At 56.1% G+C, this 17,575-nt stretch carries 10 protein-coding genes; 8 read left to right on the top strand and 2 right to left on the bottom strand.

All coding sequences use genetic code 11. The features are described from left to right. The first annotated feature begins 190 nt into the window (after positions 1 to 190). From BMX96_RS20200 to BMX96_RS11325, 7 genes are read left to right on the top strand one after another with little or no spacing between them, the layout of a single operon-like run. Entirely contained in the window at positions 191 to 559 is a 369-nt protein-coding gene (locus BMX96_RS20200; RefSeq protein WP_091845583.1) for an Hpt domain-containing protein, read from the top strand. A 1-nt stretch (position 560) separates the two neighbouring features. Next, on the top strand, positions 561 to 2,543 hold the full coding sequence (locus BMX96_RS11345) for a cellulose biosynthesis cyclic di-GMP-binding regulatory protein BcsB (protein ID WP_091845582.1): 1,983 nt from the start codon (positions 561 to 563) through the stop codon (positions 2,541 to 2,543). Further along, a complete protein-coding gene (locus BMX96_RS11340) occupies positions 2,544 to 4,457 on the top strand; it encodes a glycosyltransferase family 2 protein (RefSeq protein WP_091845581.1) in 1,914 nt (637 codons plus the stop codon). Then, entirely contained in the window at positions 4,454 to 5,863 is a 1,410-nt protein-coding gene (locus BMX96_RS19285) for a hypothetical protein (protein WP_139210046.1), read from the top strand. Before BMX96_RS11340 ends, BMX96_RS19285 begins: the two co-directional genes overlap by 4 nt. A gap of 7 nt (positions 5,864 to 5,870) precedes the next feature. Then, positions 5,871 to 6,809, top strand: a complete 939-nt coding sequence (locus BMX96_RS11335) for a response regulator (protein ID WP_091845580.1) — start codon at positions 5,871 to 5,873, stop codon at positions 6,807 to 6,809. Beyond that, positions 6,796 to 8,793, top strand: a complete 1,998-nt coding sequence (locus BMX96_RS11330; RefSeq protein WP_139210044.1) for an ATP-binding protein — start codon at positions 6,796 to 6,798, stop codon at positions 8,791 to 8,793. The genes BMX96_RS11335 and BMX96_RS11330 overlap by 14 nt, the downstream gene beginning before the upstream one ends. After that, on the top strand, positions 8,790 to 9,149 hold the full coding sequence (locus tag BMX96_RS11325) for a response regulator (RefSeq protein WP_091845578.1): 360 nt from the start codon (positions 8,790 to 8,792) through the stop codon (positions 9,147 to 9,149). The genes BMX96_RS11330 and BMX96_RS11325 overlap by 4 nt, the downstream gene beginning before the upstream one ends. Before the next feature lie 939 nt (positions 9,150 to 10,088). Here the strand turns inward: BMX96_RS11325 and BMX96_RS11320 are convergent. Further along, positions 10,089 to 10,685: a TetR/AcrR family transcriptional regulator gene (locus tag BMX96_RS11320; RefSeq protein ID WP_091845577.1), complete on the bottom strand. Its 597-nt coding sequence runs from the start codon at positions 10,683 to 10,685 to the stop codon at positions 10,089 to 10,091. 121 nt (positions 10,686 to 10,806) lie between these two features. Here BMX96_RS11320 and BMX96_RS11315 point away from each other — a divergent pair, with 121 nt between their 5' ends. Further along, positions 10,807 to 11,178, top strand: a complete 372-nt coding sequence (locus tag BMX96_RS11315; protein WP_175481721.1) for a hypothetical protein — start codon at positions 10,807 to 10,809, stop codon at positions 11,176 to 11,178. 144 nt (positions 11,179 to 11,322) lie between these two features. On the opposite strand, the gene BMX96_RS11310 is transcribed toward BMX96_RS11315, so the two are convergent. Then, complete coding sequence (locus tag BMX96_RS11310; RefSeq protein ID WP_139210042.1) at positions 11,323 to 17,178, bottom strand: Hint domain-containing protein; 5,856 nt, start codon at positions 17,176 to 17,178, stop codon at positions 11,323 to 11,325. Between the last annotated feature and the right edge of the window lie 397 nt (positions 17,179 to 17,575).

Genomic DNA, 17,575 nt, shown 5'->3' with positions numbered 1-17,575 from the left:
GGGGCAGGCCAAAAAGAGGGCTGGTAGTGGTCGGAAATTTGGTTCCCTCAACTGTCGCCGGATCGCATCACTCAACCTATGCGCGTCTCGTGGTGACTTTTGAGTTGGATTTAGCGCTGCCGAAACGATAGTCATTCAGTATGACTAAATTCTGACAAGTTCTGCATGCAAGCGTTTCAAGGGTATCGCAATGGATGAAACTGGAAGAAAATTCGCTGAGAGGGTTGGCGATATTCGAACCAAGTTTGTCGATCGACTTCCCGCGCGAGTGCAAGAGATCCGAACAGCTGTTCATGCTGAGGAAAGGCAAGACACCAGTGAAACACAGATGCGCAAAGTGCATCGTATGCTGCACGACTTGGCTGGAAGCGCCGCAATGCTAGACATGGAGAGCGTTGAAAGTTCCTTGCGTCAAGCTTTAGGTGTAGCGGAGAGGGCAGACTCCCAGAACTCTTCTTTCGATGACGACGACCGAGCAGTCATTGATCGTGCCCTATCAATTGTTGTCCGTATCGCAACTGGGAGCGCTTCTGCACCTCCAAGGAAAGTGAACAAGTAGAATGTTCATGATTGTGGCTAGGAGCGCCCTTTGCGCCTGCTTAGCAATACCCATTGCAGCTTATGGTCAAAGTAATGCTGTGAATATTGGGAACGGGGCCGAAAGTTCTGCGAAGGAAACTATAAGCCGATCTATTTCACTCATAGATCTCGGATTAACGAGCGGCCTTACCTTCGAGAGTTTATCTGGCAGCGCTACTATTTTTGTTCCAATTCCGAATGAGCTCGCCGTGATTGATGGGGTCATCACCCTCGAACTCACACACGGAGCTACTGTTCCCGCCGAGCGATACCTACAGGTTTCAGTCGCTGGGCGCGCGGCTCAGTCACACTCAATTACAGGTAAGCCTGAGCGCTTTCAAATAACTATCGAGTTCGATTCCTCCGCCGTTTCCAATGGGTTCTTGGCGATTGAATTGAATTATTCTGGGGCATTCACGGATCAGGTCTGTGTGGACGATCGGGCATCCGGTGACTTTGTGGAAATTGCGCCTACGTCGTCCGTGTCTTTGACACTTTCTTCTTCGGCTTTCAACTCCCCGGCAATCTTTGCCGGTTTTCGTCCCCCCATCATGCGCATTGCGCTGCCCGAGCAGACGGCACCGGCCGCTCTAGCGGCAGCAGCTCGCGCGGCCGCGCTTTTTGACGCAGAATCTGGCGCACTGCGCCTGGCGACTGCAAATGAGCTCGCCGGGCAAGATCAAGCCGATGAGGAGAGCCCACAGCCGGTCTGGCGTGTGGGGGAGATCCGGATTGAGATTGACGAGTCCGGCTTTCAGAGTGAAATGCTGGTCGGTAACGACGGGGAGTTCCCGAGCCTTCTCATTCGTGGCGCGGATCCACAGGTTGGACTCTGGCAGTTGGCGTCGTCTTGGGCTCAATTGGCGAACAAGTCGAATGCGGTCACTACCGACATTCTGGAGCGGCCACAGAATCCCGACAGATTACCTTTCTCTCTCCTTTCCGCTGATTTGACCCCTCGATCAGTTGTTTCGATGGAAAATGTTCTTATTCCATTCAAGTCATCCGACCTGCCAGCACACAAGACGGTTTCTTCCATTGATCTGATAACTGTTGCAGCGCTGGATTCGGACAACCAAGGCGCGACGGTCTCTGTCTTCCTGAATGAAACCTTGCTTGGTAGCCGCCCCCTGAATAGCGGAAATCCGGAACGCATGAATTTCGCCGTGCCCGGAGGGTTGCTCTCGCGGGACAATCAGCTGCGGGTATTGATCCAGAGACAAGCCTCGGGGGGAGAATGCCGTTATAGACCACAAGGCTACCCCGCGCAGATTTTACCCGGGAGCGCAATCATCTTACAAGATGACGACAGCCCGGTAGAAAACTTCTTCGTTCTTCGACGAGATTTCGGTGACGGCGTTCAGTTTGTCTTGGACAACGACCTCGGGTTCTCATTGAGAGATGCATTCCCGTGGATCTCTACTGTTGTGGCCAGCATGATCCCAGACCGAGCAACGATCATAACCCGCTCTTCTGTGTCGGAGCTGCAGCCTGACCTTCCGTTCCTAGTCATCTCGAAGGAAAACCCGGCAGACCATGAACCTGCGATTACCTTCGATAAAGGGCGGATCGAGATCGTTGATCAGGAAGGAGGTGTGATGTTCGCGGGTGAAAATCTTGAGAGCCTCGCCTTCGCACAGATTGTATCACGTGATGGTCAGCGTGGACTTTGGTTGAGACCGGGTTCTGGGTCGGCTCCGGAACCATCTGAGGCAAGTCCCTTCATTCTAGACCGGGGCGATTTGGCGCTGATGGATCAAGAGGGCCTGATCGTGGCAACATCGACAAGGAACGCGCCGCTGATCGAAGTCTCGTATCCAGATCGCGTCAGTATCGTTCAATTGATCACGAAGTATCGGCTTTGGTTAGTCGGCGTAGCTTGGGCACTACTTACCCTGACCGTGCTCGTCGGCTTCCAGCGCTTCTACCGTAACCGCCGTAGCCAAGCAGAGAAATCTGGTTGAATGCGGTTCTCAGCTGAAAGCAACGCGATTGGAACACTTCTTCTAGAGCGTGGCGTTCTCACGGTAAAGCAGCTTCAAGAGGCTGAACAGCTCGCGGACAGTTGGAATATCTCGCTGGTGCAGGCCTTATTCTCGCGTAGCTGGGTGACCCCAAAAGAGCTCTATCAGCAACTTGCGATATACTATGACCTTCAGCTGGTAGATCTTGACACAAATAAACCCAACTGGGAGCTCATGCGGCGTTTTGATCCCAGCGCGATGAATCAATTTTCCACCATTCCAATACAGGAAGTGGATGGCGTATTTACGGTTGCGACCTCACGTCCTGGTCCAGGTGTGTTGCTACACATAAGGGAAGTCTATGGAGTGTCCACTCGAATCGTTATTGCCCAGCACCTTAAGATCTCGGCAGCGATACAGGCGGCGTTTCGCGAGATTCACTCTCATGAGGCGGTTTACTCGCTTGCCGAGCTCGATCCGGACATGTCTGCCCAGCAAGTGGTGACACCCCCGCAGATTTTTGTGATCTATCTTTTACTTTCTGCTCTGTTGCTGGGCCTGGCCTTGGCCCCTATCGCAACGATAATACTTCTGAATGTGTTTCTTACGATTTTCTATACTGGAAATTTTCTGTTCAAGGCAATTCTGGTATGGGTCGGTGGGTCAGCACAAGAAATGTCTTCGAGGGCTATTGCTGCCGAGGCGCAAACTCTGCGAACAGAAGATCTTCCATTTTATACTGTGCTCGTTCCAATGTTCCGAGAACCGGAGGTTCTACCGATTCTGACGCAGGCGTTGAGAAATTTAGATTATCCACTTGCTAAGCTCGATATTAAGATTGTCCTGGAGGAAGGAGATCATCAGACTATCCAAGCCGCGGAGGGGTTAGATCTGGAAGGGGTTTTTGAGATCGTGCGGGTTCCAGCCTCCCACCCGCAGACGAAGCCTAAGGCCTGCAATTTCGCTCTTCGCTATGCGCGCGGTGACTATCTTGTGATCTTTGATGCTGAGGATAAGCCCGAGCCAGATCAACTGCGAAAGGTGATCGCAGCATTCAACCAATCTCCAGCTAATACGGCCTGCATCCAGTGTCGCCTTAATTACTATAACTCCCGTGAGAATTGGCTCACGCGAATGTTCACGCTCGATTACTCGCTTTGGTTCGACCTGATGTTACCAGGATTGGAAAGACTGGGTGTCCCCATTCCGCTAGGTGGAACCTCCAACCATTTCCGTATGGATGTCTTACGCGAATTGAATGCTTGGGATCCGTTTAACGTGACGGAAGACGCGGATCTAGGTATCCGACTTACCCAGAAGGGCTACCGCGTCGGTGTGATAGATAGCACTACATACGAGGAGGCGAATGTATCTATTCCAAACTGGATACGGCAGCGGTCTCGTTGGATTAAAGGCTACATGCAGACCTTTCTAGTGCACACTCGGAGGCCATTTCATCTGTGGCGTTCAATAGGTTCTGCGGGCATTTTCGGATTTATATTCTTCGTTGGGGGCACTGTCCTTTCCGGTTTGTTGAACCCTATTTTCTGGACAATATTTCTTCTTTGGCTTGTTTTCGATTATACTGGAATTGAGGGATATTTCCCGCCGTCAGTCCTCTATCTGTCACTGATCAACCTACTGGCTGGAAATGGGCTTTTGATATATCTGACAATGGTCGCTCCTTTCCGCCGCCGTTGGACAGATCTCGCACCTTGGGGCGTGACAGTGGTGGGCTATTGGGTTCTAATGACCGTTGCCGCCTACAAAGCGTTGTGGCAATTGATCTCGAATCCTTTTTACTGGGAGAAAACTCAGCACGGACTATCCAAATATACCGCGGGTGAGCTTGCCGTTGCTAAGTCTCACCAGTCTGCCGCATCCGGAGATAGCGGGATGGGATCCAACGCATGAGTCGTTTTGCGGCATGGCTCATATTCCAGCTAGCGATATTTTCGTTACTGATGCTTTGGCTCGCGTGGTTGGAATTTAACGGCTTCGTCTCGAGCGCCGTAACCGACCTTTGGGCTAGGGCGCTGGTTCAGGTTGGTGGGACTGGGACATTTTCTGCGTCGGACTCTTTTTATCCCCCGGTTCCATTCGCGCTAACGCTGTTAGTCGAGTTGCTTCCTGGAAATTCTGGAGTGCCGCCACCATTCCTAGTTGCAGCGCTCATTGCCTCGACCACACTCGTCCTCTGGTTCTTGAACTTGCGAGTTGCAGCTGGCTTTTCAATTCTTGGCGCCGTTCTTTCAGTTCTGCTTATCGGACTGAACCCTTACTTCCTCAGGGCAGTCAGCGATGGTCCAGAGATGATGATGATTTTACTGGGCACTTGGGTCTTCGCCAGGGGCGTCGTCAACCTTAGACTAACTGGGGCTGCGCCGGATATGATGAAGGTTGCTGTGGGACTTTTGATTGTCGCTCTGTCTGACAGCTTTGGTCTGATGATAAGTTTCGGAGCACTACCGTTCATGGTCTTGGCGGCGCGACCCAGCATGCTCGAAAGATCAGCCGCCGGATACCTGGTCGCACTGTTCTTTCCGGTGGCTGCGGCAATTGGCTCATTACTCTTCGTAAGCTCAATATTCCAGAGCTCATTGATCCCGAGATTGTTTGAGGTTGAGGAAGCGGTCTCTCCCGGGGAGTATTTTATAATTGTATCCGGACTTTTGCCTTTAGGCTTTGTCTTAGCTTTGAGGAATCTTTCGGTTATGCGGTTGTTCATGCCGACGATTGCAGCTGTTGGGTCCGTTTCGGGGGCGTATTTTCTTAATTACTTTTTCCAAGCTGAAAGCGATCCAGTTATCGCAAGCGTTCCCATTCTCGGTGTCGTTGTTGTCTGCTTGCGTTTTTGGCCTCCGAGCTCGTTTCGAGAGCCTATTGTATTGGTTTTGCTTTGCTTACTGATGGTCCATTCGGTCCAAGCTCTACGCATCTCTGGGACAGGTGAAACAGACGAATGGGCCCGTGCAGCGCTTGGACATTATAGTGATCTTCAGGGGCCAACGCGGATGGCGGCACAGTCTCTCCAGGGAAAAGCTGGCATTATGCTAGATGTGGAGCGAAATCCCGAAATGGTAGTGGCCTTCGGAGACGTAAGCCGTTTGTTGACGTCTGGTCAGCCTGCCTACGATTTGGCGTTGGAAGGAGGGCGGCTTAGAGCGCCATATATTCTTGTTCCCAAAGTCATGGGTATGGAGCCGGTAAGTGATCGTATCCTTCGTCGTTTTCCTGGACTGGCGTCGGGCGCTCAAGCCGGCTACCGCCAGATTTATCAGAACAGCAAGTGGCAAATTTTTCAGAGACTAGAGGGTTAACGGATCAATGGGACGCAGTATCATCTCAGTGGACGACTCCGAGGTCGCTCAGGATTACATACGCGCAGCGCTTGAAGATCTTGGCTATGATAACATTACAAGTTTTCTCCGCCCGGTTGACGCTCTAGAAGCGCTGACGACTGGCACAGTGAGTGCAGATCTTATACTTCTCGACGTAATGATGCCAGATATTGATGGGATCGAGCTGTGCGCACGTATTCGTGAGCAGGAAAGGCTGGCAGATGTTCCGATCATCATGCTCACCAGTCGAAACGATATGGATACACTATCTCATGCATTCTTAGCTGGGGCGAACGACTACGTTACAAAGCCGTTCAATCGAATTGAACTTCAGGCGCGCATGCGAAGTTCACTTCGATTCAAGTCCGAGCTCGACCGTAGGCGTGTTAACTCATTGTCGCTCGCTCGGAGTTCAGTGCCGTATGCCGAAATGAGCGCGGTTCTTAATAACAAGGTGGGATTTGGAAGCGCTTTGCAGTGTATTCCGAAGGAGGCGCATGAGATGTTGGCGTTGATAGTGTTTCGTGTCGACTTATCTTCTGATCGCCTGGAGTTCTCTGAGGGCGAGATCGATAAGATCTACCGCGTTCTTGGTCAGCGGCTCGCTGAAGTTCCAATGCTGGCCGGTGATATATTTGCCCATTGGGACGCTGATTTATTTTGCTTTGCGACATGCCTTTCGAGTGAATTTAGATTGCGGGGTGTGGCTAGGAATTTCATTGATGCAGTTTCAAGTTTGGATAATCCTCTAAGGGTTGATCGTGCATTGGTTTGCCCAAGACTTCACGCTATTATTCAGATGCCTAGTAAACTTTCGCCAGCTTCAGCCCTTGGCCACGCTATATCCGTTTCTGAAAGACACATCGGACCAGATGAAATATTGATCGTCTCATCTGAGGAGGGCTCGAGCAGTGCTGATAGCTGAATATTTTCCCGGACTTGAAGTCCGACGAGGCAGAAGTTTTTCGGCCGGCTTTCCCTTTGTGATGCTTTGTATCACGATTATTTTCTTAGCTGGAGCTTTCGTTCTCGCTCTCGCGGATTACAGGCGATCCGAGGCGCTTATGCAGCAGCAGCTTCGCCACTTCGCTGAACTCCTTTCTCAATCATTAGAGTCCTCTCTAAGCGTGGCGAGCGTAAAGATGGGCGGACTGCTCGATGACTTTTCGTATATGCCCTTTGAATTTCGGGGGAATATCGATGGTATCTACGGCAAGCAATTGCGTGACACGGTAATAAATATTGAGCAGATCGACAGTCTCTTATTTATCGATGATGAGGGGACTGTTATTTGGGCGACTACAGAGCCGCTCGTTGGTATAAATCTTTCGGATCGTTCTTATTTTCAAGACGCCATTGGTCTTCCGAGAGGGGCTTTCACTGTGGGCAAGCCTATCGTGTCGCGAGGAACTGGGCGGCGCCTCACTCCAATTGCGTGGCCGATTACTGGTTGGTCAGGGGATGTGCGAGGTGTCATTGCCTCCTCTTTGGGCGAGAACTATTTCCAGGAACTTCTTTCGTTGCAGGACTTCGATGGTGACATGTCAGTGCGAATATTGGCCGCAGATGGATCAACTGCCTTTTCTGCTGGTCCGGAAGCTCCAAATTCACCGTCCTCGTCAATTACAGCCAGGCGTTCTTTAGACAATCTCGGTCTAGACGTCCAGATCAGCCTATCGCGTTCTTCTGCACTTCAAAGCTACTGGCAACGAACTATCGCCTTTGCTATAGTAGCGGCTGTTCTGTTCCTGACAGTGCTGATTTCAGCGGTATGGTCCAGAATGCAGTCGGTTCGTTTAGCTGCCAGCCTTGATCGTTCAGAGATCGATCGAATTAAAATAGAGACAGCTAAGCGAGAATTCGATGCGATTTTTGAAAACGTCGGAGACGGTTTGGTTGTATTCGATGACGCCGGGGCCCTGCGGCGGTCCAATCGGGCTGCGCGACGCTATCTGGGTGCCGAAGATGACGAGATTGCCGTCACGAGAATTCGCGATCTTCTTCCACCTCTGAACGATATGCCGCCGGGGAACGAGTTGTATAAGGTAAAGCTTCCTGTGAGGTCGTTGGAGGACGCACACAAGACGATCCAGTGCCGTGTCATGAAGTTGACTATTTATGAGACAGCAATAGCCTATTGCGTTTTGGAGGATATGTCAGCTGAGGAGCGACTGGCTGAAACCAGGATGTCTTTTATCACTTCAGTGAATCACGAACTTCGGACTCCGCTAACTTCGTTGTCGGGCGCACTTGACCTTCTGCGCGATCGCTTTGATTACGAAATCCCCCCTGGCGCCAAGAAGCTTGTGAATATGGCTTCTCGTAATGCGGATCGGCTGCTGGTTCTTGTAAATGACATTCTCACTCTGCAGGCAATCGATCATCAGCAGCTCTCAATTCATCGCGAGCCAATCCGTGTGAGTGACGCGCTTTCCGAAGCTCTCACGACCAATGCTGGATATGGCCTAGCTCATGACGTTCACCTTGTGGCTACTTCGCTGCCCGAAAGTGATGATCCTTTCCTCTTTCTAGACCGAGTTCGATTGCAGCAGATCCTCGCGAACCTTATTTCCAACGCTATTAAGTATTCTCCGTCCGGCTCAGAAGTGCTTATCGGAGCCCACGTTCGTGCGGATGATGTTCGCTTCTTTGTCAGTGATAAGGGCCCTGGTGTGCCGGCTAAAGCCATTCATCGCATCTTCGAGCGCTTTGGTGAGCCGATTCATTCCCGTGATGTCCAGGCCGGCGGAACAGGTCTCGGCCTAGCGATTACGCGCGAACTCGTGAGTCGACAAGGCGGGAAGATATGCTTCGACTCCTTCGCGAAAGCTGACGGTGTTCAGGATAGTGGCACAACCTTTTTCGTCACCTTCCAGCGTCATGACAAAATGGAGCTTAAGACGGCATGAAGGTCTTGTTTATGGATGATGAGGCGGACATTCGCGAACTGATCGAATTTGCGATCATGGTCGAAGACGACATCGATGCCACATTTGTGGGTTCTGGTATTGAAGCAATTGACCTGCTCAAAGAGGAGCATTTCGATCTGCTACTCTTAGATGTTATGATGCCACCACCAGACGGACTCGAGGTGTTGCGTGTCGCTCGGGCCGATGAAAAATTTCGCGCGTCGACAATTGTCATGTGCACTGCGCGGACCTCGTCTGAGGCCGAGGAGGAGCTTCGCAAGCTTGGTGCGGATCATGTCCTACACAAGCCTTTCAAGCCGCTGAAGCTGGCGGAATTCATTCGTTCAGTGGCGTGATCCGGAATTGGATCCTCGCTGCTTCTTCATTAGAAGATCTGCAACGAGCTTACCTAAGATCGTCATGCGAACAGGGCGGTCGCTCTCGAGCAGTCGAAGATCGCAAAGTGCAAGAACTGCAGCTCTTGAAAGTGATGGCTCAGCACCCATGAGTGAGCACCGTCGAACGATCAGCAATTTCTTTCTCTCATAGCTAGACATCTCTGTCGCCAAGATTTCAGCGACCTTCTTCACTTGCTCGCCTCATCGAATGCTGAACACACCCTAGCAGCAGCCGAATTCCCGGCCATGATCTTGCGGCCGTAGTGCCCGAGCTACAGGTCGGCATCAAAGGCCCGGCGCCCGTCATCGAGCAGTTCAAGGCGCTTTGCGCGGCTGAGCGCCGAACCTACTCCGAGATGTTGGAGCAGTTGCTCGCGAGGTATGTGTCCGAACAGTAGCAGGGGGGGGGCTTGGTGACGGCTGCGCGGATTGGCTCCTCGCAGCCTTAACTGCGCTGTGCGTAAAAGGGAGTTCTTGCGCCGGATGTATTCTTGCATGGCCTTTTAAAGGCCATTGTCTGCATGGGAATTTTTATCGAATTCGGATTTTTGTCAAAAAATTTGGAAATTGGAGGCCTATTTTTACGCCAACACAGCCGGCAATTTGGGTGAAGTAAATACTTTATTGGTCTACTCGGTTGATGGTTCCACGCCGATTAAGAGGGGAGCAGTGGAGTTAAGCAACGAATTCTCGGGGTTCAGGCTGTGCGGGACGCGTAGGCAAGCTCTCGACTTCCCTCAAGTCGACGGCGCGAACGATATGGCTGCTGCGTTTGACGGGGAGAGTAGGGAATTCGAAGTCGGTCGCGTCGATCCATTACCAGAACTAGGCCATGGACGGACGTCTGGAAAATGCCTGATCGACAGTCATTTGCAACTTTCCCCCGGACTGATTGGCTCAGGTGAGAATGTCTTGCAGGTGCCGCACGGCGCGCGCCGCCCGAGATTCCCTGAAAGACCTTGTCGGTTGAGGTTGACGTCCGATTACGCGTCGGATCTGCAAGTCGCCGATCAGTAAATCTAGATAAAGGCCCATCGCCTCTTCGGGATCGTCGAACGCAAGCCGACCCTCGCTTCTTGCTCGCAGCAACACTTGCTTGAGCAAAGGAGAAACGGCTTCGCGTCCGGAGGCCGAGATCGTGGCGCCCAGTTCGCCCGTGGGATCAGCGGCGGCAGCGCGGTTCAACGCAACCGCGCGGTCGCCGGTCAGTAGGTCCAGCAGCTTCGGACCGAGGCTTCCGAGAATAGACAGGGCATCGTGATCTGTCTCCAGCTTCGCCTCCAGATGGCCCTTCACTTCAGCAGCATTCCGAGTGACGAGCGCCTGGAAGAGCCCCTGCTTGTCGCCATACCACTTGTAAAGGGTTTCGTTCGAGGCGCGCGCCTGCTTGGCGATGCTTTGCATAGAGGTGCCGCCATAGCCCTTCGCTTCGAGCACCGCGTAGGCCGCGGCCTCGATCTGTTGCTGTCGGATGGAGCGGTTTTCTTGGCGCATGCGTCTCTCTCGTGGATTGACAGAGTCCGTAACCAACATTACGGATAGGGGCAACCGTAACGAACATTACGCTTTTGGAGAGATTGCTATGCCAAGTCCCAACCGCTGCGTTGCCGCCGCTTTGGCAACCCTGATCGTTCTTCAGCTTGTCATGCTCTCGGCGCTTTATGCCGGCATCAGACCGCATCCGCCGGTCGTCACACCGCTTTTCGGGATCGCGCCTTTTATTGGCGCTTCGATCGCCCTGGCGCTCGCAGCGGCCATCGTCGAACCGGTCACGACAGCGGTCGGTCGGGGCTTAAGTGGCCTTGCGGCTCTCTGCGCTCTGGTTTCGTTCGGCCCGCAAAAGTATTTTGATCCGCAATTCGGTCTGATCTGGCCTGCTGTCATTCTGGGCCAGTTCGCCGTCATCGCTATACTCCTTCAGATTGCACGTGTTATCGGCTCGGGACGGTCGAACACGATGCCGAGGGCTGAGGTGGGACCTTTCTGATCGCCCGCGCACCTCGCTCGCGCTTTCGCTCCTGTATTAGCGGCGCCCGGTTGTCGAACTTTCTTGGGTTGCTTGAGCGGTTGCGTTCTCATCTCGCCGGCGGGACCCAGTGGCCCAGCCCGAGAACCTTGTTAGGATTGAAGCTTATGGCTTTGAATATGGATAAGCCGGTTTCCCATAGATCTCAGCGACCTCCGTCTTGGTCTTGGCGTGCTGAAGCTCCGGAAATGTCTCAAAGAGGCTGTCGCGCGCCCGGGGTGACATCATCTTCACGGCGGTCGGACCGGGGTAGAAGCTTTCGCTGGGGACACCTTCCGCGAACAGGATCTGGTGCTTGGCCAACATCAGATGAAAGTAGGTCACATGGCGCTTCCCATGCGCGATGCGACAGCCGCGAAGATGTTTCACCAGGTGTTTCGCTCTGACCAAATTGTCGCCGACCAACATACCGTGCTGCGGCGAGACGAGAAGATCACGTTTCAACTCCAGGCATCCGCGCTTCAGAAGGATCGGGCGAAGGTTCTCGCGCGCCGCCAGTTCGTGTCGGCTTACCCGACGAGATCCAATCCACTCGATTGGTTGGGGGCCATCATCCAAGGTAATGACCAGATCGCCGACCCGGAGGTCTTCGATCGGGACATTACCTCGACCTGTCTCGATGCGCGTGCGTGCGGCAAAGCATACGACACCAGTATTTTCCGACGTGAACGACGAACCATCGGCGGACGCCCTAGAGAATGTAAGGCTCCCAGACCCCATGGAGGTGTTGTCGGAATAATCGACCGCATTTCCATTTATGTCCGTGCTGTTCGACTGGTTCAGAATGCCATCATCGGCCTGGTCGCCTTGGAGTTCCCAAATGTCATCGTAGAATGCGCTGAGATCGATGAAATCGTTATTGGCGCTGTCCCCGTCCGAGAGAGTGCCCGTATTACCCGTGTTAAAATCGGTAATCGTGTCGTTGCCGTCACCAGGGGCGTAGACGAAGATGTCGTCTCCGGTGCCGCCGGTGAGACTGTCATCGCCCAAGCCACCAGTTAGGCTATCGTCGTCGGCGCCGCCATCGAGCGTGTCATTTCCATCCCCGCCTTCCAACGTGTCGTTGCCATCGGTCGCCACCAGGCTGTCGTTGCCCGCCCCGCCCACCAGGCTATCGTCGCCCGCGGCGTTGGTGAGAGTATCGTTGCCGTCGCCGCCGATCAGCGTGTCCTGCCCCAGCCCGGTGGACAGCACGTCATCGCCCGCGCCGCCATCGATGTAATCGTCGCCGTCGCCGCCCGAGATCGTGTCGGCATCGCCGCCGCCAAGCAGGACATTGTCGGCGGCGTCGCCGGTTATGGAATCCGCGAATGCCGATCCGGTGACATTCTCGATACCGGTGTAGCTGTCGCTTTCGGCGGCACCGCCCACACCCGTGAACGTGGCCAGATTTACATCCACCGCGGCGGTCGAGGCGGAATAATCCACCATGTCGCTGCCAAGGCCGCCATCATAGCTGTCCGGCTGGATCTCGATAAGACCCCCGGCGGGCCCTGCCGCCGTCAAATCCGCAAGCTCGGTGGCGGTCAGCGCGGTGTTGTGAACCCCGAACTCGTCGATCCGCCCGTCGAAGAAACTGTTGAAAGACCCGCCGTCGTCTTTCGCGCCGAGGACAAGGTCATTCGTATTTCCAGAGACGTTGAAGGCTGATGCGGCACTATCCTCTTCGATGCCGTCGACGAACAGCCGAACGTTGCTGCCGTCCCAGGTTATGGCGACATGCGACCACGACCCTGCGGCCAGTGCGCCGCCGCTGCTTTGCAGGATCAGATTGTCGCCGCCATCGTAGAACGTGACCTCGATCTGGCCGGCGTTCATCTGAACCCGCATGCCCTCGGCTTCGGTGTTGGCGGAACTATCCAGCAGGAAGCCGTTGACCGTGGCGGGGTTGACCCAGAACTGATACGTCCCGACCGAGGGATTAAGGCTCGCCGCGTTTCCGAGACCGACCGTGCTGTTGGAGCCCGAAAAGTCGGCCGCGGACGAGCTGCCGTCCACGCCCGTCGCGCTCAGGTTGACGCCGCCCGAAACGGTGCCATCGTTGGCGCCGATGGAGTCCGCGGCCGTTCCGCCAGCCGTTTCTTCGAACCGGATATGCGTGGTGGCGGAAAGGCCCGCGACCAGGTCTTCGTAGGATGTGAACAGGGTGTCGTCGCCGACGCTGACAATCGTGTCGTTACCATCGCCGCCCGACACCGTGTCGAACCCCAGTCCCCCGTCAAGACGGTCGGCCCCGTCGCCGCCCGCCAGGGTATCATCGCCGCGACCACCCCTGATCGTGTCATCGCCCAAGCCGCCGGACAGGCTGTCGGACCCGTCCAAGCCGTCGATCGAGTCCGCCGCAGCCGAGCCGAGGATCGTATCGGCCTGGGCCGTGCCCTCGATCCCGTCGACACCAAGCAAAGTCACATTCGTGAAGTCGAAATTCGCAAAGGCGTCCTGCGTGCCCAAGACATCGCCGCTCGCGCCACTGCCGTCGATAATTTCAAAGCCTTGCGCGTCCGAGAATGTCCCTTGAATTCGGTAGCTGCCAGATCCTGTTGCCAGAATGATCCGGTCAATCCCGCTTGTCCCGCCGTCGGTGAGGACATTGCTCGACCCACCGTCGCTGTCGTCGAGGTAGATCGTGTCCGAGCCGTCGCCCGTCTCGATGGTGTCATTGTTGGCACCGGTGTAGACGATGTCATCACCAGCTCCTGCGTCTACCAGGTCTTCCTCGTCTGAGCCGACGATAGTGTCGTTACCTGCGCCCGCTTGCACGTCGATACCCGTGCCGGTCGTGTCGGCAGTCGCGTCCAGGTAATCGTCGAAGCCCGTCAGTATGAGCGCTTCGGTCTCGGAGAAAGTGACCGTGTCGGTCCCATCGGTTATCGTGCCGGCCTCGTCACCGATGTAGCTGACAGTGACGGGGCCGGACAGATCAGAAAGGTTGATCCTGTCGTGATCGGTGCCCGAGGTAACTCCCTCGCCGCCTGTGATCGTGTCGTTGCCGAACCCATCGCTGACGAGGAACGTGTCGGCGTCTTCGCCACCGTCGATGGCGTCGGCCCCAAAGCCGCCATCGAGCGTATCCGCGCCGCCACCGCCGTAAAGCGTGTCCGCGCCGGAGCCGCCTAGCAGGGTGTCGGCCCCGGCGCTCCAACGTGCGGCGACGTCGCCCGACATCGCCATCGAATGACTACCGGTCGTGTCGGTGAAGGTCGCCGCGTCCGTATCGGCGACCCAGTTGGCGATCAGATTCGCGTCGGAAGTGTCTGCGATGGGGCCGAGCGCGCCATCGAGCATCTCTGGCGAAGTGCGGACATCGTCGTAGAGCCGCGTGCCATAAATCGTGCCAATGAAGACCTGCGTTGGATCGAATCCACCGCCGACTTCATCCTGATCCTGTCCCAACACAAATGTGCCACCCTGGGTCAGCGTGCTACCGGCGGCGTGGGTATCCGAGAAGATCTCTGTGCCGTCGCCATAGATCCTGACGTCGCCAGTGGCGCTGTCCCAAGTGATCCCGACGGTGTGTGGGTTGCCGTCGAAATAGGGAGCCGCGGAAATGCCGGTGTCGACTGGTGAGCCCCCGTCGACATAGTAGGTGAAATTCCCGCCTACGACTTCGAGCATGAACTCGTTGCCTGAGCCACTGACCGCATATGAGCCGAGCGGCAGATCATCCAGCGGCATGGTCGAGCTGAATGTAATCTCGTAGCTCAGTTGCGTGGTGGGAAAATCGGCAATTCCGGAGGCCAGCCCGACGCCGTCGGTTCCGGTGGCGTTGAAGGTGACGCCCGCCATGTCGGCTACCAGCAGGTCGTCATCCGCCCCGCCGTCGAGGCTGTCGTCGCCGGTGCCCCCGTAAAGCGTGTCGAACCCGGCGCCGCCTTCCAGCGTGTCGTTGCCCGCGCTCGCCACCAGGCTGTCGTCCCCGGTGCCGCCCACCAGGCTGTCGTCGCCGGCCGAGTTCATCAGCGTGTCGTTGCCGTCGCCGCCCAGCAGTGTGTCTTGGCCCTGGCCGGTGGTCAGCAGGTCGTCACCCGCGCCCCCATCGAGGCTGTCGTTGCCGTCGCCGCCCCTCAGGACGTCGCTGCCGCCGCCACCCAGCAGCGTGTCCGTGCCGCCGCCGCCCAGCAGCGTGTCGTCGCCTCCAAGCCCGTCTATCTCGACCCCGACGGACAGGGCCGTGGCATCGGCGCTGTCGGCAAGATTGGTCAGCGTGATCGCCTCGACCCCGGTGAAGGTCAGCGTGTCGCCTGCCGCCGTGGCCGAACCCGCCTCGGCGGCGGTATAGGTCAGCGCGACCCCCGAGGCGGCCATCCCGCTGAAGTCGATCCGGTCGCGATCGATCCCGGTGGTCACGCCCTCGCCGCCGATGATGGTGTCCGCGCCGAAGGCGTCGTCGATCAGGAAATCGTCGGCGTCGTCCCCGCCATCAAGCAGATCCTCGCGCACGCCGCCCGCAATCGTGTCGTTGCCCGCCTCGCCGTAGATGGTGTCGTCGCTGAGCGAGGCGTCGCCGGTATCGATGAGCAGATCGTTTCCGGCCCCGCCGCGGATGGTGTCGGTGCGGTCCCCGCCGTCGATGGTGTCGTTGCCGTCGCCCCCGACGATCGAGTCGACCCCGTCGCCGCCGAGGATCGAGTCGTCACCCAGCCCGCCCAGCAGCGTGTCGTTCCCGTTGCCCCCGACGAGCGTGTCGCCGCCGCCGCCGCCATCGAGGCTGTCGTTACCGTCGCCGCCATCGAAGGTCTCGCCGATGATGCCGCCAAGTATGGTATCGCCACCGGCGCGAGCATTCACATAGGTTCCGTTTCCGGTGGTCGCCGTGGCGTCGATGAAATCATCGTTGTTGGTGGTGAATACCTGTTCGAAATTCGAAAATGTGCCCAAGCTGGACCCAGAGCCAAGATACGCGTAGCTTCCGCTTCCGTCTGTGGTATCGAAGGTGACCGAGACACCGTCGGCGCCAGAGGACCTCAGATCGAGGTAATCGCCGACGGCATCCTCGGCGGTGCCGCCCGCATCGATCGTATCGATCCCGTCGTTTTCATTGATGAATACGGCATCCTGTCCGGCGCCGCCTTCAATGCTGTCGTTGCCCGCACCTCCATCCAGTGTGTCGCGCACGCCGTCGCCGCCGATCAGGGTATCGTCGCCCGAGCCGCCCCGAAGTAAATCGGACCCGTCAGCGCCCTCGATCCGATTGTTGCCTGCATCTCCCGTAAGCGTATCGTTGAAAGACGATCCGGTCAGGTTCTCGACGCTGCTGAGCGTGTCGCCCGACGCATCGCCGCCCGACGCGTTGCCGGTGTCGAGGTTGACCGAGACCGCCGCGCTTGAGCCTTCGTAGCTAGCGGTGTCCGTGCCGCTGCCGCCCGACAGCGCGTCACCCCCCGCGCCACCGACCAGCACGTCGTTTCCGTCCTCGCCGATAAGGGAGTCCGCTCCGGCATCGCCCAACAGGATATCGTTGCCACCACCGGCAAATACAGTGTCGTTGCCTGCGCCCCCATCCAACGAATTCTCACCGGTGTAATTGAAGCCGCTCCGGTCTTCGATGAGATCATTGCCATCCCCGCCGAAGACCGTGTCGTCGCCGCTCCAGAAGAAGATCGCATCGTCACCTCCCCGACCTTCGATCAGGTCCGCGCCGTCGCCGCCGTAGAACTCTTCACTTGCATCGGTCCCCAACAGGGTATCTTGCCCCTGGGAAGTTGAGACCAGATTGAAGAAACTGAATTGCGTGGCCCCGCCAAGCGTGACGTCGTAGGTGCCTGTCGCCGCTGTATCACCCACGGTAAACGTCGTGGTGCCGTCAGAGAGGGTCAGCTCTCCGGCTTCGAGATCAACTTCGACGGTATAGCTTGCAGGCAGATCCCAGAAGTCGAGCTCATGACCACCCGACGACTCGGAAATGCCCGACCAAAAGGCCGGGCTGTTCCAGTTCGAAGTTGTGACCGTGTAGATGGTCAACAGAACCAACCCAGACGCTGATTTGGTTCTCAGTTTGAGAACAGTTTCTGGGCAGAATGGCGGCTTGGATTGTGGCGATTTTAAGGAGAGCGGTGGGTCTTGGCAGCATGCCAGCCGATTTGCTCGAAGTTGTCGACCTTCGCTTGGTGATCGCAGATAAGTAGATCTCCGATCTTGTCGTCACTGTAGATGATCTTTCACAAGCGCGAGGAAGAGCAACTGGCCCACGCCCCAGTGGACTTGGCAGCTAACGGTTTCTTGCGGACCTTGCTATTGGTTGCCGCTAGCGTCGGCCGCCCGCACTATTGGTCAGCGGATAGGTGGCTTGACGTCGTGCGATTGACAGCATGCCCAAAAAGCGCACTTGCTCTACTGACGGACTGCAACCTCGTGAGAA

Origin of the sequence: Palleronia pelagia (genome assembly GCF_900110115.1) — a bacterium.
GTDB classification, from domain to species: domain Bacteria; phylum Pseudomonadota; class Alphaproteobacteria; order Rhodobacterales; family Rhodobacteraceae; genus Palleronia; species Palleronia pelagia.
Note: the sequence above shows the minus strand (reverse complement) of the source record. Positions and strands in the feature narration are given on the sequence as shown.